Source organism: Pirellulales bacterium, assembly GCA_035656635.1.
GTDB lineage: Bacteria > Planctomycetota > Planctomycetia > Pirellulales > JADZDJ01 > DATJYL01.
Genome location: DASRSD010000057.1, coordinates 11,790 through 34,369, shown reverse-complemented (window position 1 = coordinate 34,369; position 22,580 = coordinate 11,790). Strand labels below are relative to the sequence as shown.

At 56.7% G+C, this 22,580-nt stretch carries 16 protein-coding genes; 5 read left to right on the top strand and 11 right to left on the bottom strand.

The window, feature by feature from the left end:
* The 3 genes from VFE46_05240 to VFE46_05230 form a co-directional block, all read left to right on the top strand.
* The coding region (locus tag VFE46_05240; GenBank protein ID HZZ27394.1) for a secretin N-terminal domain-containing protein at nt 1-2,559 on the top strand (2,559 nt) is incomplete at its 5' end.
* Between the two features lie 43 nt (nt 2,560-2,602).
* Nucleotides 2,603-3,928, top strand: a complete 1,326-nt coding sequence (locus tag VFE46_05235; protein ID HZZ27393.1) for a hypothetical protein — start codon at nt 2,603-2,605, stop codon at nt 3,926-3,928.
* Between the two features lie 97 nt (nt 3,929-4,025).
* Nucleotides 4,026-4,244: a hypothetical protein gene (locus VFE46_05230; protein ID HZZ27392.1), complete on the top strand. Its 219-nt coding sequence runs from the start codon at nt 4,026-4,028 to the stop codon at nt 4,242-4,244.
* Between the two features lie 564 nt (nt 4,245-4,808).
* Here VFE46_05230 and VFE46_05225 read toward each other — a convergent pair.
* The 10 genes from VFE46_05225 to VFE46_05180 all read right to left on the bottom strand — a co-directional run bounded on the left by VFE46_05225 (nt 4,809) and on the right by VFE46_05180 (nt 16,794).
* Nucleotides 4,809-5,768 carry a hypothetical protein gene (locus tag VFE46_05225; GenBank protein HZZ27391.1) on the bottom strand — a complete coding sequence of 320 codons (960 nt, stop codon included), beginning with the start codon at nt 5,766-5,768 and terminating at the stop codon, nt 4,809-4,811.
* A complete protein-coding gene (locus VFE46_05220; protein HZZ27390.1) occupies nt 5,765-7,480 on the bottom strand; it encodes a hypothetical protein in 1,716 nt (571 codons plus the stop codon). The genes VFE46_05225 and VFE46_05220 overlap by 4 nt, the downstream gene beginning before the upstream one ends.
* 17 nt (nt 7,481-7,497) lie before the next feature.
* Nucleotides 7,498-9,825 carry a hypothetical protein gene (locus tag VFE46_05215; GenBank protein HZZ27389.1) on the bottom strand — a complete coding sequence of 776 codons (2,328 nt, stop codon included), beginning with the start codon at nt 9,823-9,825 and terminating at the stop codon, nt 7,498-7,500.
* Nucleotides 9,826-9,840: 15 nt separating this feature from the next.
* Nucleotides 9,841-10,944, bottom strand: a complete 1,104-nt coding sequence (locus VFE46_05210; GenBank protein ID HZZ27388.1) for a hypothetical protein — start codon at nt 10,942-10,944, stop codon at nt 9,841-9,843.
* Nucleotides 10,945-11,003: 59 nt separating this feature from the next.
* Nucleotides 11,004-11,471, bottom strand: coding sequence for a prepilin-type N-terminal cleavage/methylation domain-containing protein (locus VFE46_05205; protein ID HZZ27387.1), 468 nt, complete (start codon nt 11,469-11,471; stop codon nt 11,004-11,006).
* Nucleotides 11,468-12,133 (bottom strand): prepilin-type N-terminal cleavage/methylation domain-containing protein, encoded by a 666-nt coding sequence (locus VFE46_05200; protein HZZ27386.1) that lies wholly within the window; start codon nt 12,131-12,133, stop codon nt 11,468-11,470. The genes VFE46_05205 and VFE46_05200 overlap by 4 nt, the downstream gene beginning before the upstream one ends.
* Nucleotides 12,114-12,536 carry a type II secretion system major pseudopilin GspG gene (gene gspG / locus VFE46_05195; GenBank protein HZZ27385.1) on the bottom strand — a complete coding sequence of 141 codons (423 nt, stop codon included), beginning with the start codon at nt 12,534-12,536 and terminating at the stop codon, nt 12,114-12,116. Before gspG ends, VFE46_05200 begins: the two co-directional genes overlap by 20 nt.
* 170 nt (nt 12,537-12,706) lie before the next feature.
* Complete coding sequence (locus tag VFE46_05190; GenBank protein ID HZZ27384.1) at nt 12,707-13,918, bottom strand: type II secretion system F family protein; 1,212 nt, start codon at nt 13,916-13,918, stop codon at nt 12,707-12,709.
* A gap of 79 nt (nt 13,919-13,997) precedes the next feature.
* On the bottom strand, nt 13,998-15,710 hold the full coding sequence (locus tag VFE46_05185) for an ATPase, T2SS/T4P/T4SS family (protein HZZ27383.1): 1,713 nt from the start codon (nt 15,708-15,710) through the stop codon (nt 13,998-14,000).
* A gap of 325 nt (nt 15,711-16,035) precedes the next feature.
* Nucleotides 16,036-16,794 carry a hypothetical protein gene (locus VFE46_05180; protein HZZ27382.1) on the bottom strand — a complete coding sequence of 253 codons (759 nt, stop codon included), beginning with the start codon at nt 16,792-16,794 and terminating at the stop codon, nt 16,036-16,038.
* 340 nt (nt 16,795-17,134) lie between these two features.
* On the opposite strand from VFE46_05180, the gene VFE46_05175 reads away from it, so the two are divergent.
* Nucleotides 17,135-17,539: a hypothetical protein gene (locus tag VFE46_05175; GenBank protein HZZ27381.1), complete on the top strand. Its 405-nt coding sequence runs from the start codon at nt 17,135-17,137 to the stop codon at nt 17,537-17,539.
* A complete protein-coding gene (locus VFE46_05170; protein ID HZZ27380.1) occupies nt 17,536-18,558 on the top strand; it encodes an EF-hand domain-containing protein in 1,023 nt (340 codons plus the stop codon). The genes VFE46_05175 and VFE46_05170 overlap by 4 nt, the downstream gene beginning before the upstream one ends.
* Before the next feature lie 94 nt (nt 18,559-18,652).
* Here the strand turns inward: VFE46_05170 and VFE46_05165 are convergent, their stop codons facing one another.
* Complete coding sequence (locus VFE46_05165; GenBank protein ID HZZ27379.1) at nt 18,653-22,546, bottom strand: secretin N-terminal domain-containing protein; 3,894 nt, start codon at nt 22,544-22,546, stop codon at nt 18,653-18,655.
* Nucleotides 22,547-22,580: the final 34 nt, after the last annotated feature.

Here is a 22,580-nt window from a genome sequence, read left to right as displayed (position 1 = left end):
CTGTTGTTGATTGGCCGAGACGAGGCGGTGGTAAGTGTAATCGAGCTGATCAAACGGCTCGATCAACCGGTTAATCCGGCGGCGCTATTCCAGGTGTTTCCGCTCAAGCACGCCTCGGCAACCGCGGCGCAGCAAACCGTTAGTTCGTTTTTTGCTTTGCGGGGTGGATTAGGCGGCCAGGCCTCGGTCGTGGCCGATTACCGAACGAATTCGCTCATTGTGCAAGCTAGTCCGCGCGATTTGCAAGAAGTGGAAGCGTTGCTCAAGAAGCTGGACACCAACAGCAGTCCGGCAGTGAACGAGTTGCGCATTTTCCCATTGAAGAATTCGGTGGCCGAAGAATTGGCGCAGGTGTTGGAAACGGCAATTGCTGGTCCACAGACTCAAGGCGCGGGCAACCGCGGCCAACAGAATGGCGCCCAGCAAGGATTTCCCGGCGCTGCTCAAGGAGGCGCTGGCGGCGGTTTCGGTGGCGCTGGCGCGGGCGGTTTTGGCGCTGGCGGCGCTGGTGGATTCGGCGGAGCGGGCGGTTTTGGAGGAGCGAATGCTCCCGGCGGCGGCGCTGGCGGCGCGAATGCTGCCGGCGCACAAGGGGGCCAAAACCAGCAACAAAACCAGCAGGCAAACCAAGCGCATTCCACGGTATTGCACTTTGAGACCATCGACGCCCAGGGTCGGCAGATATTTAATTCCGGAATTTTGAGCGACGTGCACATTACAGCGGATTCTCGGGCTAATACGCTGCTTGTATCGGCTCCGGCGGAAAGCATGGAACTGATTGCCGCCCTGATTCGGCAGTTGGATCAAATGCCTTCGTCGGAATCGCAGATTAAGGTATTTGAAATCAAAAATGGCGATGCCGTGAACTTGATTCAAATGCTGGAAACGCTATTCGGCCAAACCGTGCGAACCACAACCAGCACGGCCGGCGGCGGCGCTGGCGGCGCGAACCAAGGCGGCGCGGTCGAGGTGGAAAACATTCTGATTCCTGTGAGGTTTTCCGCGGACGAGCGGACCAACAGCATTATTGCCTCGGGTTCGGCGAGCGATTTGGCCGTGGTGGAAGCGATTCTGTTGCGATTAGACGAAAGCGACGTGCGGCTCCGCAAAACAACCATTTACCGGCTGAAAAACGTGTACGCCGGAAACGTGGCAACTTCGATCCAGCAGTTTTTAACGCAGCAGCGAACTTTAAACCAGGAGTTCCAGCAGCAAGGCGCCACCAATCCGTTTTCGGAGATCGATCAGGAAGTGATTGTGGTGGCCGAACCGACCAGCAACAGCCTCATTATCAGCGCCACGCCGCGGTACTACGACGAAATTATGAAGGTCGTCGAGCAAATCGATAAGCGCCCGCCGATGGTCATGATTCAAGTGCTGATCGCCGAAGTCACGCTCAACAACACCGACGAATTTGGCGTGGAACTGGGGTTGCAGGATTCGGTGCTCTTTGATCGTAGCTTAGTGGGAGCGACGAACTTTATTACGCGCAGCATTACCACAACGCTCCCCAATGGCACTCAGACAACAACCGACGTGGTTGTTGGTGCGGATAATAATCCTGGTTTCAATTTCAATAATACCAATGCTCTGGGAAACAGTGCCAGCGATGCTGCTTTGGCCAATCCGGGAGCGGTTGGCAGCCAAGGCATCTCAAATTTAGGTGTGGGTCGCGTCAATAACCAGTTGGGTTATGGCGGACTGGTGCTATCCGCCAGTAGCGACAGCGTGAGCGCGTTGCTCCGAGCCCTTTCGGAATGCCGACGGACCGACGTGCTCAGCCGTCCGCAGATTATGACGCTCGACAATCAACCCGCTTTCCTGCAGGTGGGGCAACAGGTTCCGCGCGTGACCAACTCCTCGGTTACGGCCACCGGCACAATCAATACAGTGACTTTGGATAACGTGGGCATCATCCTCCAAGTGCAGCCACGCGTGAGTCCGGACAATTTGATTGTGATGTCGATCGATGCCGAAAAATCAGAATTGGGTCCAGAAGATCAAGGCATACCCATTTCGATTAACACGAACGGGCAAGTGATTCGTTCGCCGTTTTACAACACGACGCTCGCGCAAACCACAGTGCAGGCAGTCGAAGGACAAACGATTGTGCTGGCGGGGCTGATCACCAGCAGCAAAAGCCAAGACCATCGCCGGGTACCCTACCTGTCGAACATTCCGATTTTGGGCAACTTGTTCCGTTACGACCTGGTGGCGCAACAGCGCACCGAATTGCTGATTGTCCTTACGCCACACGTGGTGCGCAACGAAGACGATGCGGACCGCATCAAGCAGGCGGAAGCCGCCCGCATGAGCTGGTGCTTGGGCGACGTGATCAAGATGAATGGCCCCTCCGGCCTGCGAACTCGCAAGGATGAATTCAGCGATAGCGAAACCACCGTGATTTACCCGACGCTGCATCCGGATGGCACTCCGATGGGCGCGGAACTACCTAAAAACGGCAATGAAGAGTTGCCGGCGCCGTCGCTGAACCCGATCAAGCCGAAAACGCCGCCGCAACCAACGCCGGCCAAAAATCCGCCGGATCAATCCAGCTAACCGTTAGCGTGCAAAACCCGGGCAATCAACGTTTGAGGGTGATATGAGGAAGCATCGCGAATTAATTGGGAACATCGCTCTGTGGATGATTCCGCTGGCGGCGGCGGTATTGCCCGGCTGCGCCACGGAATTTGATTTGAGCAAGGGCATTCCATGGGAAGTTGGAAAAGAAGGCAAATTCGAAACGCCCATGCAGGTAGTCGCCTTCTGGTCCGACGGCGTGCAAACGCCCGCTGAAAAACCCAAGGGAGTCCGCGGCTTCGGCGGCCGATTGTACTTCTACGGCAAAGATCCCAACAAACCGGTGAAAGTGAAGGGCACGTTGGTGGTCTATGCATTCGACGAAACCAATCGGGACCCCAAGAATGTCATTCCCGATAAAAAATACGTGTTCACGCCGGACCAATTCCAAAAGAAATACAGTAAAAGCTCCCTGGGCGATTCCTATAGCATTTGGCTCCCCTGGGATGAAGTTGGCGGAATGCAAAAACAAGTCAGCCTGGTGGTGCGATTCACTGGCGAGAAAGGCGAAATGATTACCAGCGATGAGGCGCACCAGATTTTACCGGGTGAAGTGCCTGACAAACCCACGAATACCGCCGATAAAAATGCCGTCACCATTGCGAACCAGGTGGTTGCCCTGCAGCCGGTGCCGCAAATTCCCTTGGGAGCGGCCGCGCCGGTTCAATCGGGCGTGCAACAGGTCAGTTACCAACAACCGGTTGGCAGCAGCCAGCCGCAAACGTTCAGCGTCATGCAAACTTCGACGGGCGCATCGGCTTCGCAAAATGCGATGTCGGGAATTGCCAGTCAGACCGCGCCGATAGATGTTTCAGTAGCGTCGCCGGAACCGGGCATGAAGACCACAACCATCACTGTGCCGACCGTGCCGCGCCCGCATTCGACGGCTCAAGGTTTTTCCAGCCCCTCAGCCAGCGTCCCCTACGGCGCCGGCGGCTACAACGCCGGGGTGCAACCTCAAATGGCTGTACCCAATCAGGTTCCAGTGCCCTACCGGATCCCGGTGCAGAACCAAGGCGCCGTGCCGATGCAATCGACAATGCAATTTCCCGGGTACAATCAAGGGCAAAGGTTTGCGCCCCCCTTCCAGAATGGAATTATGCCGAACAATGCCGCAAGCATTACGGCGCGGGGAGTGCCGGGAGCGCCGAGCTCGGCGCCGACGAATGGCTTGCCGGCTGCGAGCGGACTTCCGATGGCAAACGCAGATCGTTTCGGATTTGATAGACCCCGGGTTCTAGGAGCGCCAATTGCGCGGCTAGATCCCGATCGTGCTCAGTTGCTACAGTCCCGCGGAGAACCGCAGTCGAACCTTCCATCTGCACCGCAATCGGCCCCTGTGCAGTAATGCCGCGCGATTTTGTAAGCTCGGTAGTAAGCTTCTGACCGAGTTGCGAATTGGCGGGAGCGGGGTAGTTAAACCCGACGGTGTAATTCATGGGCACTTGCAGCGTCGCACCGCCGCGCTGATTATTTCCGCCCCCCCCCATATTCTGATTCGTGCGGTTACGGTTGTTTTGCATTCCGTATTGGCCCATCCCGCCATTCATGCCGCCTCCCAGACCACCGTACTGACCATTTTGTCCGGTCATGGTTTGTTGCAGCGCACCAACAAAGCTGCCGAGCTGAGTGGGATCGTTGCCAACGAACGATTGGGTTCTTAGCCGACCGGCGCCTGTTCCTACATTGGTCAAATTGTTAAAACCCATACCCTGCCCGGACCCAATGCCGGAACTTCCTCCGGTTGGTCCTCCAAAGCCGTTGGAGCCACCCATTAAGCCTGCTCCCCCGCCCAGGGTTCGTTGTCCGAATGCGCCACTGGAACCGGTGCCACCCATACCGCCCCCCATGCCGCCCGTGCTGCCTCCAAAACCGCCACCCATTGAGGCCCCACCCATTCCGCCACCGTATTGGGCATACACAGTGCCGCCGGTCAGCATGCAGCTGACGATGGCCAGCAATCCGAATTGGTGAGCAAGTTTGTTCATCACAAGAATTATATATCGTTTCTGTGGCGCTTCACAATGGTGCTTGCATTCGGCGTTCGTAAAAGGTCGCCCAATGCATTCTTTGCGAATGAAGCCCGACGCCATTTTCTGAGCATTCATGTAAAACTCCACCGAGGAACAAGCAATTTATGCGCCATATTCTCCGTATTCGGCACAATTGTAGGCTTTAGCTCGCCGGATTGCGGCGCAGGTTTATAAGAGCCCGGGCCTTTTATTCCACTATTCCACGTTTTTGTCCGAAGGTTCGGCATCGTCCAATTGGACCGGTGTTCCGTCGCGGAGGTTATCTCCATAGTGGACTTGCACCTGCTTGCCGTCCATGGCGAATACCGCATCGCGAACGCCAATTTTCATTACCTTGCATTTCACGTCGCCGACATTGAATTCTTGACCTTCATGCAACTGCATCAATTGGCCGGTCGTTTTCACTAAGACCCAAACCAGCGATTGATCGTCTTGCTCGGTCACGCCGGTTACGGTCGTGAACTTGGCAACATCGACCGCCGGCGGAGTCCGCTGGCGCGGCCCTTCGGTGCGCTGCTGCCGCGGAACATATTCGGAGAACAAACTCCGGTCATCGATCACCTTTTCATAAGCCTTGGCGTCGCCCAGGGCCAAACGATCCAACTTTTCCGTGGCGAGCCTGTCTTTCCGATCAGCTCCGGGCATGAGCAGCGCTTCGATGTTAATAGTTACGTCCAGCGCTTTGCCGTCAACGTGCGGCTTGATGGAGAGCTGACGAATTTTGTGAAGTTGGTTCGAGGCATAAAAGCGGTACAGAAAATCGACCACTTCCTTCATCGAAATATCGGCGTCGGCTTTGATTTCGAAGGCGTATTTCTCAAAGCTGTTGTTGTGGCCGACCGTCGATTGTGGCTGCACCGTGGCCGATTGCAGTTGAACATCGTCGACAAGTTTCAGCAGCCAGCCTTCATACAGCGACGGAGCAATTTTGTCGTCGCTAGGGAGTGAACGCTTTTCCCATTGCTTGAATTTCCGTTGTGCGCGATTGCCGGCATCAATTTTGGTTTGATCATCGTCGATCGTTTTATTCCATCTGGCGATTTGCATTTCACGGTCGTTAAATTTGCCGGCGATCGTATCGTAGACGTAATACAACGCGAACAGGACTGCCAGCCCTCCGATGCACATCGCCAAAGTTTTTTCGCGCGGGTTCATGGCTTGCCGGCCTCCGTATTCTTGGGAGGCTCGCTGGCCGGGGCGGAGGCCGCCTTTTCTGTCGCTTTCTCTGCAGTGGTAGCCGCTTTTTCTGCGGGTGCTTTTTCTGCCGGCGGCTTGTCTGCGGCGGGCGCGAGTTTGTCTGCAGGGGGCGCGGATTTGTCCGCGGTAGTTGTTTTCGCCGCGGGCCCTCCGGCCGGAGCTTTGGCCGGCGTGCCGGCCATAGGATTAATGCGGATGTCGGTCTTGACGGTCCAGGGGTACCCTTTGTGCGAATTGTCGTTGTCTTCAAATTTTGGCGTCACATCATGCTGGTCGTCCCGTAGGGATTGCGGCAAATGCTCCACGACGTTTGTATCGCGAGCCCGCCCTTCCAAGTGCATGTTGCTGGTATTCTTCTGGTAGTCGTTGGGCGTGTTAATGGAAGTGAGCATGTATTCCTGAGGCGGCGGAGCCTTCGTCGCCAGCCGCGCTAACTCATCCAGCCAGTTCACATCGCCTCCCATCCACTTTTCCACTTCGCCGGCCTTCGCAACAAGCTCGTCGGCGTGCTTGACGTCGGTCTTCATCTTATTTGCCTGGTCCGTCAACTGCTCAATGTCGCTGTCCATGCCGCTAAGCTTGAGCCAAATCCATAATCCGCCTAGCAGCACTACCGCCGCTGCGGCAGCGCCGGCAATGGTCCATTCCCTTCTTCGGCTGGGCTCCTCGGGCCTACGGCGCGGGTTGAGAAAATCGATGGTGTCGATTCCCGGCTGGTCCTCGTCCAGCAACATGCCAACCAGCGGGGCAAAACGACTGGGGTGTTCCGGCATGGTTCGCCGTAAATCACCGTCTAACGTGCAGCAGGTCAGCGGATTGAACACCTCGGTCGGCAATTCCAGCTCGCGTCCAATTTCACGCGCTAATACGCCTTGCGTAGAACTTTCGCCGCACAAAAACACTTCTTCAATGTGTTGGCCGTGAAAGCGCGCGTGCACCGCGGCAATGGTGCGCCGAATTTCCGGCAATAGGGCGCGAAGCGGGTCGGCTTGGAAAGCCTCCACGGGCAATCGCGCCGTGCGCATGAAGATTACGGAATCGCCCACAAGCACCGTCAAATCTGCTTCTTGCGAGAGCAGATCGACCAGCAACCGCAGCTTGCCGGCTTGGCCGGGCCGAGCGCGCGATAATAACGAAGCGGCCGCGCAAGGCCTTAATATCAGGCGGGTGGGAGTCAGATTGGCGGCTTCGCACGTAATATGGATTTCGCCCATCAGTTCCGGCGAGATGGCAGCGGCCAAAACGGTCAACGCTTCGCCCGATTCACCTGGCAACGGGATGAAATCCAGCGGCCAATCGTCCGTGAGCGTGTTAAATTCGCGCTCGGCCTGAAAGCGCACCAACTCCGGAAGCTCTTCCGGCGGCGCCGGCGGCAGAGTGAGATTTTTCAATTCGATGTTTGCCCGGCCCACCGCCACCAAGGTTTTGCCGTGACGAATGCCGCGCACGGCCAAGGCCTCGCTGATGCGACGCCCGATGGCGCCCAAATCGTGCTCGCCACTCATGGACAGCGGACCCGACGTTTCCGGCGCTGGCATTCCCGGCGGTCGCAGAATGCCGGGCAGCGAAACCGAAAACGCTTGCTCCAGCACGACGCTGCCACGGCGCACCTCGGCCACGGCCACACGAGCCTCGGCATCGTCCCATTCCAGTGCAAGCAGTTGAGCCATGGTGAAAACGTTTCGGGTTATTGAGTTGCTCCGACGCCGAGCGTGTCGAGCGGGAATCCGCGACCCAAATGGGTCATATCTCTCCAGAATACTATGCGGGGAAGGCCGGTTGTACCTGTACCGGTAGAACTGCTGGAATTGCTGGCGGTGCTGCTGGCCGAACTCCCGCTGCTGCTTCCACTTGTGCTTTGCGAACCGGTGCTGGAAGAATTGGAATTACTGCTTCCTGTGGAGGAAGAACTACTGGCAGTTGAGCTGGAAGAAGAGCCACTGGCAGCCTGGCTGGTGTTGCTGGGCGTGGCGTCGATAATGACTTCAGCGCGGCTGGAGGTTCCGCCTTCGTCGAAATATCCGACAATTTGCGCACTGTAAACGCTTCCGCCGGCGGTGATGTACGGCATGATCGATTTCATTTCCGTAAGCGTGACAATGCCGTCGGTATATAGCCACGTTTCGGAGCGCTGTTCTGGATGATCGCCAGTATTTTCGGGTTCACGCTGCGCCAGGATTTGATCGATCATGTCGCTGGTCATGCCGGGAATGCCTAAGAGCAAAGTCCGCGGCGCTTGGTTGATGTTGATGCGGCCGGGGAACGATTGCGCGGAGCTGGTGGTTACGTGATCGGCCAATTCGGGCAAGTATTCCGCAGCTTCCGAGGGCTCGGCCGTAAACGGGCAGCTTAGAGTAACGGTTGTCGTTCCCCCGTTGGCACTAGCGGCGTTGTTTGTGCCGCCACCTGTTTTTGGAACTTGAACCTTCGCGTCGATCAAATCCAGTATGCTGTTGATGTTGGCTTTTGGTTGTGCCTTGGAAAGATCGCCCAGGTCAATGTCGCTGGGAGAAACTTCGGGTCCATTGCTGCCGGTTCCACCGGCGCGGCCGGTCCGGCCGGTTCCACCAGTGCGTCCCGTCTTTCCTCCGCCGAACTGTCCTTGACCACCGCCCCCACCTTTTCCGCCGCCGAAACCGCCTCGGCCCCCACCCTTGCCGCCAGGGCCTCCTTTGCCGCCGCCCTGCCCTTGCCCGCCTTTACCGCCGCCAAAACCACCTTTTCCACCGCCCGCGCCACCAGTGCCTCGTCCACCACCGCCGGCGGCACCCCCACCACCTCCACCCCCACCACCTCCAGCGCCTCCAGCGCCTCCGCCACCAGCGCCACGGCCACCAGCTGCTCCACCACCTCCGCCAGCCGCTCCGCCACCGCCCGCTGCGCCTCCCCCAGTTTGGAAAAACACAAACTGAAACGGCGACGAGCGTTGATTTAACGTCGCCGGAGGCGTTTGTCCTTGACCAGTGGGCGGGGTGCCGCCGCTGGGCGAATTTCCACCGCCGGATCCGCTGGAACCGGAGGTGGGTTGAGTACCGCCGTATATCCGGTAGGCGAGAATAAAGTTGACCCAGTCATCGTCAAAGTAAGTCGTCAAATTGTCGTGCAACTCCTGCAAATTCTTGTCGTTCAAATTGATTTTTGGAGTGCCATCGGGCTGAACGTTGGCCTCTTTGCCGTGCAGCGTTAGATATGCCGCCCAGCCACGGTTCATTTCCGGATCGGCCCCATAACCTTCGGCCAATGTGGCATTGGCCTGTTCATTGGCATCAATGATTCCATTGCGATTGGCATCCGCGCCAAACAGCAACTGCGGCGTAACGCCTCGAACTAGCAGCAGCTCTTCGATCGTGTCGAGCGGGCCGTTTTTCGGTGCGTAGGGAGGGCTTAGCGCCGCATAATAATCACTTTCGGCGCCGTTTTCGCGCGGGTCATCGTCCGGATCGAGCCAATCCAAAATTGCGTCGGCAATGTTTTCGTCCATGCCTGGCAATGTCATCAGCAATTGACTTCCGACGCCGGGGTTCTGCTTATCCATTTGCACCAGCGCGTTGATGTTTAGCTTGGCCGATTCGTTTTCCAAACCGTAACGCACGCCGGTAACGGTTCCGCTTTCGATTTTCGGAGCCACGATGCTGAACCGGCCGCGGCCGCGCGAAGTGCCGTCGTCCATTACCAGCACGCTTTGAAATTGTGCGGCATTATCGTAGCAGCCGCCCGCCTGTGTGATGGTGTCGGAAGTTTGCGACAAATAGTTGCGCAAAAAATCGGCTGCCGATTGCACCAAAGCCCGGGCCTGGGCCTGACGGCCATCAATCCGCGCGGCCTGATGTTCGGTGAGCATCAATTCAGTAAAGCTGTATGCTGCCAGGCTCAATACCGCCACCACAACCAACACAATTACCAACACCAGCGCGCTTCGTTCTGGATGAAGAGCAACTTGCGAATGAACTTTGCGGTGTGCAGCTTGTGCCGCTGCCCCGCGGCGTGCAGTGAATTTTCCGATTGGACGTTTCATGGAAGCGGTTCTCCTTTACGGCCCTTGCGAGCCGCCTGTTCCCGTACTACTGCCGGTCGAGGAGCTGGAGCTTGAACTACCACTGGAACCCGACGATTGGCCTCCGCTGCCGGGCAATTGAATGGAATCGCAGGCCGGAAGGCGTACGACGGTGGTGAACACGCTGTCGGGATCTTGGGCGGCGGCATCGGAAATCGACGCGTACTGCGGCGGCGTGTAATCGGCTTGTCCAAGATGCGAAGGGTCGGCGATAATCATCGAAATTCGAATGGCCTGCGGCAGTCCGCCGTTTTGGGTTGTATCCCAAGAGGTATCCCACTCGGCGCCGTCAAAGTACAAAAACTCTAGCGCTAAAACCTCCGGTGCAACAATGGTTGCGCCTTCGAGCGTCGATTGCCCGTTTAAATTAGCAAATTCCCAAAAGGCATGGTCCATTTCTGCGCGAACTAAGCCGGAGCCGTCCACCGGACTGTTACTGGAAGAAATGACTTGCGAGACCGGGGCCGTGGAACCAGCCAGAAAATAAGTGATCGTTCGCACGTCGCTGGGAGGCACCGAAGAATTGCCGTTGCCGCTAGTGTCGGTGGGCGCGTATTCGTCAATTCGGGGCAGACGCCCGACATCGACGATTAATCCATATTGATCTCCGACCAGGCCGGCGATGGTTTGCGTCGTTGAACTGCTGCTGCCGGAGCTGGAGCTGCTTCCCGAACTGCTTGAGGCACTTCCGCTGCTGCTGTTTCCGGAGGATGAGCTGCTGCCTCCCTTGCTGCTGGTGCTGCCTTTGCTTCCTGTATTTCCTGTGGTGCTTGTGGTGCTGGTAGTCCCCGTGGTGCTGCCATCCGATTGGCTTCCCGACGAGGTGGAATTGTTGGTTTTGGGATAAGTCATCATTCCACTGGAATCGAACGGCTCGTAGCGGATCGTGGCGCGGACGTCGCTTGTGATTTTGGTCATAATGGCGCGGGCCAATTGATCGCGCTCCGTCTTGGTTCGGCCGGTATCAACCAACCGCAGGGTTCCTCTGACCGCTGCTGCTACTAACCCAATGACCACCACGCTCAATCCCAGTGCCAGAAGCACTTCCAGTAACGTGAAGCCGCCGGCCCGTTTCGGCATCACGCGAAAAGCGAATGCTCGTGGGCTAACCCGTGGAGATTTGCAGCGGCATTTCATATTTAGCCACCCGTGCCGGTGCCGCTGGTCGAGCCGGTACCCGTGGAAGAGCTGGTATCTGTCGTATCGTTCGATTCCGAAGCTATGTTTGGATCAATCATCCAGCGCCACAGAGTGAATTGCACGGTGTGCTGATCGGGCGGAACATCTTTCGAGACGGTAATTTGCAGATTCAGCAAACCAGGTTGGTCGGATTCGCTGGAAATTGAGTACAGCCAGCGCGGGTCGTCATCGCACGTGCCGGAACTGCCGCTGGGAGAAATCGCGCCGGCCACCACTTGTTCCTCGATTCCTTCGCACAGCATTTTGGCCCGGGTAAAATCGCGCGCAGATTGGGCATTTGCTAATCCGCTGCGAATTAATTCGCCCAATGTGGCAACCGCGCCGGCTAAAATTGCCAACGACAAAATGACTTCCAGCAGCGTGAAGCCATCGCGCGGGCGGCCGGGGGTGGAAGAGGGCCTTTTCATTGCGCGGGCTCCCCACTGAAAACGTCGCTCATGCGGGCGACGCCGGTCAGGCCGCGGAGCGAAACGGAAATTCGGCCTCCATACTGATTGCCGATGGTCACTGTCGCTTCGGATGTTGTTCCGTCGGGATAGAACAGAATTGGCGGCGTGGTGGTGGAGGAGCCGTCACCGGAAATTTCACTTTCGGAAACTGCGGCGCGCGCATCCAGTACACGATTTCCTTCGATAAATGCATATCCGTCGGGCAATTGATAGTTACAACCCCCGCCGCTGTCATTAGACGACATTGTCGACGTGGCTGTCGCAGAAGCTGCGCCTGCTGCTGGCGTTATCGTTACGGAAGATGTAGATGCGGAATTGTCGTCGCTTTCGGTAGCTTCCGTGCCGTCCTGCAAAGCGCTAACCGTGTATTGGGGCGTTTGCGGCTCAAAGCGAAAGACTTGCGCAACGCCGTTCGTCATTGCTTGAATTCGTGCATGCCCAAACGCCGCCTGAATTTGTTCCGCGGCGCCTTTTAGCCGGCTGCTTTCGTAAGCCCGAGTAATCGTCGGCCACGCCAGGGCAACAAACGCCACCAACACCGACAGCACCAGCATCAATTCGATGAGTGTGAAACCGCCACGGCGGCGACCAACTGCCGGGTTAGTCGTTGTAAATGTCATCTTGCGTGCCAGCCTGGCCGTCGGGACCCCAAGAGAAAATGTCAACTCGGTCGGGATGCCGCCCCCCGGGAAATTGAATTTGGTACGGGTTGTTCCATGGATCCAACGGAATCTCTTTATCCAAGTACGGTCCGGCCCATTCGCTGGCTTTGGCGCCGCCCGGATTGGTGAACAGCATTTCCAGGCTGTTGGGATAGCTGCCCATATCCAGGGCAAAGCGGTCGCACTCCTTGGAAATGGTATCGACCTGCACTTTCGCCGCATTACGATCGGCCTTTGCTTTTGCTCCGATGATGTTAGTCACCGCGATGGAACCAATGATTACGAGAATCACCAGCACCAACAACACTTCGATCAAGGTAAATGCCGCCCGATCTTGGCGGCGTGCGCCCGTGGCACTCATTGTCTTAGCTCCCATGAAAATTGATGGATGATTGGATAACCCGTGATGGGTGTACTTGTTGGTAGTGAAACTTGCCAAACCGTCTAATCATTAAACCCCGGAAACCGGGACTGTGCGCTTGAATTTGGGCAAAATGTTTGGCAATTCGGGTTCGAGTTTACAGTTCGATTTTACATCGTGGTGCTCATCTTTAGCACTGGCATCAGCAGCGCGATGACCACCAATAAGACCATTCCGGCCATCACCAACAGCATGAGAGGCTCTAACAGCCGGACGATCAAATCCAACCGCCGAAAAGTGCGTTTTTCCAGCGAATCGGAAATATTGGTCAACACGCCTTCCAGGGTGTTCGATTCCTCGGCCACGGCAATCATTTCCACGACTTCTGGCGGAAAATAACCGCTGGCCCCCAAGGGCTTAGCCAGCGATTGCCCGGCGGAAATGTTCTCGGCAGCTTCCTTGATGGCAGCCTCCAACACCCGATTGCCGGCGGCAGCACTGGAAATTTCCAGCGACCGCAAAATCGGCACGCCATTGTGCAATAACGTACCCAATACCCGGCAAAAGCGTGCCACGGCCAAATTTTGGAAAATTCGGCCGATGCCTGGCAAGCGCAATTTCAGTCGATCGCTCCAAATACGGCCGGCCTCGGTCGACAATCGCTTTCGAACGAAGGCGCCTACGCCGACAAACACGATCAGCACTAACCAGCCCCAATGCCCCAGAGTATGACTAACCCAGAGCAAAATATCCGTCAACGCCGGCAGTTCTCCTCGGTCGCGCAAGCGTGCAAACAACGTCTCGAATCTAGGGACGAAGAACACCACTAACACCAACACGACGGCCACGCCCACCACCGCCAAAAACGCCGGGTAGGCCAGCGCGCCGCTGGTGCGGCTTTTCAAATCTTGCTGCTGCTCAGTAAATTGTGCCACGCGTGCCAACGCATCTTCCAGAAATCCGCCTTCGGCTCCTGCCCGAACCATGCTAATGGCCATTTCGCTAAAAGCGCGAGAGTTGGCTTGCATGGCGTCGGCAATGTTGGTGCCATCTTCGACGGCGGAATATACCTCGGCCATCACTTCCTTCAGGGCCGCTTGCGAACTCTGATTTTTTACCACTTCCAGCGCTCGCAACAGCGGCACCCCGCTGCGAAGCAAATCGGCCAATTGTGCGTAAACCACCGCCATCACTTGCGGCCTGACTTTACGCCCCCGCCGCACTTGTGCAACTGCAGCTCCCGCCTGTGCGTCTTTTACTTCCAGGGGAAACAGCGATTGTTTGCCAAGCGTCGCCACCACATCGCGGCGGCTGGGCGCCGTGAGCAGACCGCTCACTTTCTTTCCGGTGGTATCGCGGGCAATGTACGCAAAATCAGGCATTGAACTTGGCGGGTTAGCAATCAGAAAGGATCATTTAGGAAGTTTGCATGTCACTCACAGACTTAACACCGCGGAGCACTTAATGCATCGCGGAAAATGTCGTGATGTCTCCCTTCGTAGCGGTCGCTACTTCATCAATGCTGGTGCGGCCTGCAAGCACTTTTCGCCAGCCGTCGCGCCGTAGCGAAATCATTCCGTCCTCCACCGCGGCTTTGGTAATTTCCCACGTGCTGGAACGATCGTGGGCCAATTGGCGAATTCTGTTAGTGGTAATCAGCAATTCGTAAATACCCATTCGACCGGCATAACCAAAGTTTCGGCAGGCCCGGCAGCCGCGTGCGCGATATAACTTCCCGCCGATTTCTTTCAGTTTGTCTCGCGGAAAGTCAGAAGGCAAATCGGTTTCGGTGGGCACAAACGCCTCCTTGCATTGGGAGCACAGCCGGCGCACCAATCGTTGCGCCATCACTCCTTCGACGGTGCTGGCCACAAGAAATGGCTCGACCCCCATGTCGATCATACGGGTGTAAGCCCCGGCGGCATCGTTGGTGTGCAAGGTGCTAAATACCAAGTGCCCCGTAAGCGATGCTTGAATGGCGTTTTCCGCGGTTTCCTGGTCGCGAATTTCGCCTACCAGGACAATATCTGGGTCATGCCGCAAAATGCTTCTTAGCGAGGCAGCGAAGGTTAACCCAATTTTGGTGTGCACCTGAATTTGGTTGATGCCCTCGAGCTGATATTCGACGGGATCTTCGGTGGTGATGATTTTTGTGTCGTCGCTGCGGATTTCCAACAGGGCGCTATACAGGGTGGTCGTCTTTCCGGAGCCGGTCGGACCGGTTACCAAGACGATTCCATGCGGCAAGGCGATTAACTCTTGGAATTTTTTGTATAAATCATCTTCCATGCCCAACTTTTGCAGCTTGAACTCCATGGCGCCTTTGTCGAGGATACGCATCACGATGCCCTCGCCGTGAATCATGGGAATCACGGAAACGCGGACGTCGATTTCTCGACCGCGCACGCGGAGCTTAATGCGACCATCTTGCGGCAATCGCTTCTCGGCAATGTTCAGCCGTGCCATAATCTTCAAGCGGCTAAGAATCGCCGCTTGAAAGCGCGTTATTTCCGGCGGCACCGGCTGCGGATGCAACAAGCCGTCGATGCGATAACGAATCCACAGGCCATGCGCCTGCGGTTCAATGTGCACGTCGCTGGCTTTGGTTTCGATGGCTTCCAGCAGAATTTCGTTGACCAGCCGAATGACGCTGGCCTCCTGCGCCATTTCGGAAAGCTCGGAGCCATCGGTTTCAATTTCGCCCAACAGCTCCACGTTGTCGTCGCTTTGCGAAACCAAGCTGCTGACGGTTTCGCTCCCCACCCCCAAATGTGTTTTGATGAGCTTCGCAATCTCGGTGCGGCTGGCCAGCACGGGAACGACCGTTAAGCCGGTCGACGCGCTGAGTTCGTCCAGTGGGTACAAATCGAAGGGATCGGCCGTGGCGACTACAAGACTGCCGTTCTCGCGGCGCACCGGAAACAGCGCCTGGCGATGAAGCAGCTTGGGAGGGAAATCTTTCAGCAGCGACAAGTCGATTTGCGTTTCCGCCAAATCGATATAATCCAAGCCCACCTCAGCGCCCAGCGCCTTCAGCACTGCTTCCTCCGTGCAATAGCCCATTTGCACGGCCAACTGCTCTAACTGTGTGCCATTGTTTTGCGCAGCGCGAACCTCCGCCAGTTGGCGATCCGTAAGTAATCCGCGACGAACGAGAATATCAGCAGCATCCATGAATGGGCGGGTGACCGAAATGTGTGTGGGAGGGGAGGGACGAATCAGGAGGGACCAGCACAATGCAACTTGCCTGCCCCCAAACTTTTATTATACCCAGTCGGCCTTGGATTCAGTTTCAAGACCCAGAGCGCCAAAATCAGCGGTTTCGATGACGAAAATAATAGGCAGATAAATCCAGCGCCGCCCAGATGCGAAACAGCCAAGCGTGGCTTGACCATTTTCGCATCTTGGGCGGCGAGGTGATAGTCCTATCTTTTCGTTTCTGTGGATTTGCTTTCGTCAGCGTCTGGCAGCCGACAAAATAAAGCAAAATCGGCTTGTATCAGGCGTCCGGCTGACCGTTGCCTTTGGCGCCATTATTACCACCTCCGTTGCCGCCATTGCGATTACGGCGACCGCCACCATTATTGCCGCCACCCATGCCACCGCGGAGGAGCGACGGATCGAGATCGAATTTGGTGCCTTCCATCTTCGTAAACTGATCTTTTTGGTCAGAAGTTAAAATTGCCATGGCCTTGTCGGTTTGTTCAGTCCGCAATTTGTTCATGGCATCTTGATCAGGCCGTCCACCGCCGCCGCCACCGCCGAACAAATCGCGGCGCTTTTGTTGATATTCGGTGTTCAGATCGGTCAACTGCTTTTTCTGATCGTCGGTTAATTGCAGCTTTTCGGCCACCTTGGTTTCGGTCAGAGCTTGGGAGCCTTGCAGTTGCAACAAGATTTGATCCAACCGCTCTTGTTGATTGGGCAGCAGAATTTCGGCGACTTTCTTGGCTTGGTCGTCGCGGGTTTGCTGCATTTGTTCTTGTGTGGGTCGGTTGCCGCCGCCACCGCCACCACCAAGGGCCTGGCGAGCATCGTCGGCTAACTTGGTAACCTGTGACTTCTGGTCGTCAGATGAAGCGAGTTCTTTTTGAACGGGCTCAATTTGCAACAAGCGGAGGGGGGTAACTCCAAACCCGCCGCCGCCAAAACCTCCGCGACGTCCACCTCCGCCTTGGCCTTGGGCCAGGGCCTGCGCCACCGTAGCGCACACCGCTACTGCTACGCAAACTTTCAACAAATGAATGCTAGTTCTCATGACGATAACTCCTCCACAGGGTATTGGGAAAACCTCTCGCGACATTAATCCGCTGGATTGTTCATTGCTGGTCCCTCCGCAGCGACCAGATTTCTGTGCCTCTTCGCTGCGCGCATCTCCAGCCGCCCACCTACACGGCGGGCAACCACTTAAACCCCAAACCGCCTAATTAGGTTCCGTGGGCCAGCCACGATTTTTACCCTGATTCGGGGCAATTTACCAGAACCTAAAACACCGTTAGGTGGTTTCATGTTCTGGAGTTACAATCGAACTACGATGACACGTTCTAACCAATTACTAACAGTTTTCGTAATCGCTGCCATGGTTGGGGCGGCAAGATATGCTTTTTGCCAGGAATCCGGGGATTCCGGCGGGGACAATCGTGGTGGCCGGGGAGGCCGTTCTGCCCAACGCGATGAAGGGGGAGACACCGGACAAGGCGGGGGCTTTGGACGTCGAGGGGGCCGCGGCGGGGGCGGATTTAACGGCGGAGGCTTCGGCGGGGGTGGGTTTGGAGGCGGAGGGTTTGGCGGAGGCGGTTTTGGTGGTGGAGGGTTTGGTGGCGCGGCCCCGGCAGATGGAACGGGCGGCGGTGGATTTGGTCGGCGTGGTGGAGGCGGGGGTGGATTTCCAGGCGGTGGAGGATTTGGCGGCGGAGGCTTTGGCGGGGGTGGCTTTGGCGGAGGGGGCTTTCCAGGCGGAGGCGGCTTCGGAGGTGGTGGATTCGGCGGGGGCGGCGGCATGAATAATGTCACGGATATGCTCCGTCGCCTTGATGCCAACGGCAATGGAATCCTCGAACCGAGTGAACTCAACGATCGAGCTCGAGTCATGCTGCAACGTGCTGGCCTAAGCACCGACGCGCCAGTTTCCATTGAAAAAGTAACGGCAGCCTTCGAACAAATGCGCAATCAAGGGGGAGGCGGACGGTTCAATCGGGGCGGCGATGAGGGGCGCAATCCCGGCGGCATTGCGAATTCCGACGAGACCTCTCGCGATAGCAAAAAAGAAGATTCAACACCCCCGCTGGTTCCGCCGTTTGGCGAAACAGCTGGCGACACGTCGCCCACGGTGCCCGGATTCGGCGAAGAATTGGCCATGGTGACCGCATCGTTTACCGGCGATGGCAAGGCCGCCTCTGCGACCAGCAGCGGGACTGCAAGTAGCACGTCCAGCACCGGTTCGTCGAGTGGCTCTAATCCACAAGCGGAAGACGCCAAAATTCGCGGCTATGCGACCAGCATGATGAAGCAGTACGATAAAAACAGCAACGGCGTGCTGGAAAAAGAGGAATGGTCGCAGAATTCGATGATTAGCGGCAACCCCGCCCGTTACGATAAAAACGGCGATGGCAAAATTACCCTCGATGAATTAGTTGACGGATTAAAAAATTGGAATCGTCCCGACGAAAGCAATTCCGCGGCATCCGCGGCGAACAATCGTGGTTCAAGTGCCGCAGCGCCGAGCGATGCGGGGGGCGGAAACCCAGGTGGTCGCGGGTACGGAAGACGACAAGATACCGGCGGCCGGTCCGCCAGTTCCGGCACAGGCAAACATTTCTTGACGCCGAAAGAGCGCCTCCCTGATGGACTGCCCGACTGGTTTGCGGCCGATGATGTCAAGGGAGACGGACAAGTAACCATGTCCGAATTCGCCTCGACTTGGACCGAAGCAAAGCTGGCCGAATTTGCCAAATACGACCTGAACGGCGACGGGGTAATCACCCCGGACGAAGTTCTTAAAGTATCACCGCCGAAGAAGTAGTTCGGCCGGCCCGCGCATTTGGTTTCTACCGGCTGAGCGTAAGCGAGATTGTATTCGTCGCGGATAGAGTGCGCATTCGATGTAACACAGTCGGCTAATTGGCGCCGCCTCCGCCCCCTCGTTGACCACCGCCGCCTCCGCGGCCAAAACCACCGCCCCCTTGGCCTCCTCCACCGCCTCGGCCAAAGCCGCCGCCACCACCACCGCCACCACGACCGAATCCGCCGCCGCCTTGACCTTGACCACCGAAGCCGCCAAATCCGCCGGGCGCGCCGAAACCGCCAACTCCGCCAGGAAAACCGCCAAGCCCGCCGAATTGCTGGCGTCCTCCAAATCCGTTTGTGCCGGGGACTTGTCCGGCCGCAGGATTATTGTTGTTTGCCGTGCGCGAGGTCGAAGACGTGCTGGAAGTCGTGGAAGAAGTACTGGTGTGTGCTTGATCGCCCAGCACAGAAAGTAGCATTGTTTTCATCGATTCCGGGTTGGTGGCTTTCAGCGTAACTAAGCGTGTGGTTTCGCGATCTTCTTCCGAAGGTTGATCCAGTTCCTTCACGAGCTTTTCGACTTCGATGTACAGCGAGTCGGGCGCGTCTACCAATAGGCGATTGTTGCGCTGGTCAACGCTAATGCTCATTTTCGATTGTTCATCTTGCTGCCCATTCTGGCCGCCGTTCCGGCCACCGCGGCCACCGCGCATGGCGGTAATAAAATCTTGCGGAGTGATTTGCCTGTTCTGCCCAGCGGCTCCGTTGAGGCGGTCGGCATAAAGTTCTTTGAGGTTCGTGGCAATTGCGTCGGCGGAAGTGTTGTAAACCTGAATCATCCGTGGCCGAGTAACTAGCGACACATCTTCCGGACTATCGGGTTGATCGAGTACGTGGAGAAGTTGCTCGATGGTATCGAGATCGGTCGGACTGGCCTGAACAATTAAGGCGTTGAGCCGCGTGTCGGGCACAATATCGACTGGGCCGCCGGTGCCGCGCGCCCCGCTGACCATTCCAGCCGGCGCGGGATTGCTGCCCTCTCCATCGCCGCCCAGCAAGCCGCCGATTAATCCGCCGCCAAAGCCGCCAATTGCTCGAGAAGCAAAATCTCCGACCAAATTTCCGCCCGCGTTCCCGCCCGAGATGGTGCCGCCGCCGAAAATTTGTCCCAACAATTCCGCCGCCACAGACGCATGAGTGTGCTTCAAATAAAACACGGTGTACTCACGCTGTCCTTGAAATTGTTTGCTGACAAGCGCGGAGAGCAGTTTTTCGAAATCGTTCAGAGCGTCTTTGTCTTCTGAGGCAATCATCACCCCGCTGGCGCCCACCACAATGACAATGGGGGCTCCCGGGACACTGGCTTTGTCGCTGTCTTTGAGTTTAAGCGTGGAGCTTTGTCCTGCGCCAGTTTGATCTTTGTTTTCTTCTCCCTGAGGAATAGTTGTTTTTGAGGGCGCTTCTTTGGCTTCCATTTTTGGAGTTGAAGAGCCAGGCGGTGTGGTTGCCGGAGTAGTTTTCGTCGTGGGGGCTGCTGCTGGAGCAGATGTGCTCGTAGGCGGCGTCTTTACATCGCCCGTGGGCTTGGCTTCTTCCGTGTAATCGACGAATTGCAAATGGGCCGTTTTGATGCGCGTGGTGCGATCGTGTGGAACGATGATCGATTTCTGATTTTCAAAGTTATCTGGTTTTGTGGTTTTATGATGATCCCCTTCACTTCCATTCAATGGGGCGACACTACTAGGACGGACCGGGGAAATGGGTGTCTGTGAGGCCGCTTCGCTGGCCTTTGGATTGGGAATATTCAAAGAAGATGAAGCGGGCGGTTCCTCGTTCGCCGGCGATTGCGAAGGACGGCGCTCGTCGATAATGCCCCCGGGCGACAACCCCGATCCACTATTAGTGCTGGGGCGAACTTCCGGATAGCCGCCGCTGGGGGTAATGACGTGAATGGAATTTACATGCGTCGCCGGCCAAAGCTGCTGCAACTGCTCCAATGCTGCGCGGCCCTGGCGGCCGGAAAGCTGGAGCATACGAATATTGCCACGATCCGTAGCGCCGCCAATATCTGTTTCGGGCCCTTCCATTTTGACGACCATCGCTTTGATTTGGGCCACTTGAGCATCGGTGCCGCGCACCAGGAGGCGCCGCAGTGTTGTTTCCGCTTCCACCTTCGGGGCGTTGGCAGCCAATTTTTCGTCGCCGCCGGAGAACAGCCGATTGATGGCCACGACAGCCTTTTCAGGATCCAACTCTCGAAGTTGAATGACATCGACTTTCTGCCCCTCATTTTGCATTTGATTGAGCGTCGCGCGAATTGTGGCGTGTTCGCTGGGGCGCGCTAATACCAACAAGGTGCCCGTGTCCGGCACCTGGCTTAGCCGCACGTCGGGATGACCGGCCAAAAGTGTTTGCATGACCGCCATCGCCAGCTTGGGATCGATCGACGTAATGGGATACACTTCAAACTGCAATTGCTCGTCGGCGTAGGCTTCTGTTCCTTTTCCAGGAACATCCAACATTTTGATAATATCGGCAAAACGATCGATCATTTCCGGCCGGCCGCTGGCAAGAATGCGCTTACCGCCGGGCTCCAACATGATCCGCAAGGAGCCGGAAGCGTTTGCGTTTTGGTCGGCAGGAATATTCAGCAACTGCTTGGCGATGGTAAGCACGTCCGTGGGAGTCGCGTAATGCGTTTCGAAGTGCCGCAACCCGTCGCTATTGAGGAATTCCGGATTTTCGCTGCGATCGAGAATTTGTTTCATGGTGCGCAGCTTGCCGCCCGTATCGGTCACTAACAATTCGTGGGCTTGCGTTAAGGGGACAATGGTTCCCTGAAATGCGCCTTGAGAGCTGCGCAAGGGATTAATGATTTGCGTTGCTTCATCCACGCTGAGCTTATTGATTGGAAAAGCCACGCAAACTAATTCGTATTTGCCCCGCTGTGGCAATTCGTCCGGCGTAATCATGGGGACGACATTGGGCGGAATGCCGTCTTTCAGATTGACGACCATCAGCATGCGGTCGCGGCGGACCAGCGTGAAATCGCGAGTAAGCAAAACGCTGTTAAGAACGTCGATTGCATCTTGAATGCTGTACCCGCGGTCATCTTGGTAGTTGAATGTGCCGGGCGGAGGTTGATCCATTACCAGCGACAGATCAGCTTTTTCGGCAAACAGCTCCAGGACGTCTTTCCACGGTGCATAGCGGAAATTGAAGAGGATTTCACCTTTTTCGGTCCGTTTCAAACCGCCGGCTGATTTTCCCGAGGGCTTGCTGGCATTGGTTGCAGACGCACTTGAGTTGGCCGGTGCAGCGGAATTCGAGGAGGTGGCTGGCGATGCGGCCACTGCGCTTCCCGATTTAGCTGCTGAGGTCGTGTCCGATTTGGGCTCCGTTGCAGCGACGCCGGCGGCTTTCGCTGAGCCATCGTTTACCTTTGTGTCGCTTTCCATTGGTTTGCCAATGTCCGCGCTAGCGCCTCCCACCAGCAATTCCCACTGCGTGTGCTGTTCCGGAGTAATCACATCGGCCAGAGCACGCTCGTAATAGGCAGTTACCGCTTTGCGCTGTTGCGGGGTGGCGCGAGCAAGCTGCTTTTCGCGGTCTTTCATAATCTCGGCAATTTTGGCTTGCTCGTCCGCAGTAAGTTGCAGCTGTTTGGCAATATTTGAATCGGCCAGGGAAGCCAAGCCATCGTGCGCTAATCGAAGTTGTTGCAGCTTTTTTTGTTGATCGCTTGTGAGCAGTTTCAGTCCCATTTGTTCCGATGCCTCACGAAAGGCCGTCAGCTTAGCGACACGTTCGTCGTTCGGAAGATCTTTAATTTGTTGCGACAACTCCAAGGCGTCATCTTCACGCTGCTTAATCAAGCGATCTAGCGCTGATCGCACGTCCTCGGAAAGCCCCAATTGCTTGGCCACCGTGTCATCACTCGCCAAAGCCAGCGCGCCGACAAACGTGGCGTCGGCGGCACGCAGCACGGGAGCCAACAGGAGCATGCAAATTCCGATTGCCGCGCAGATAAAAATACGC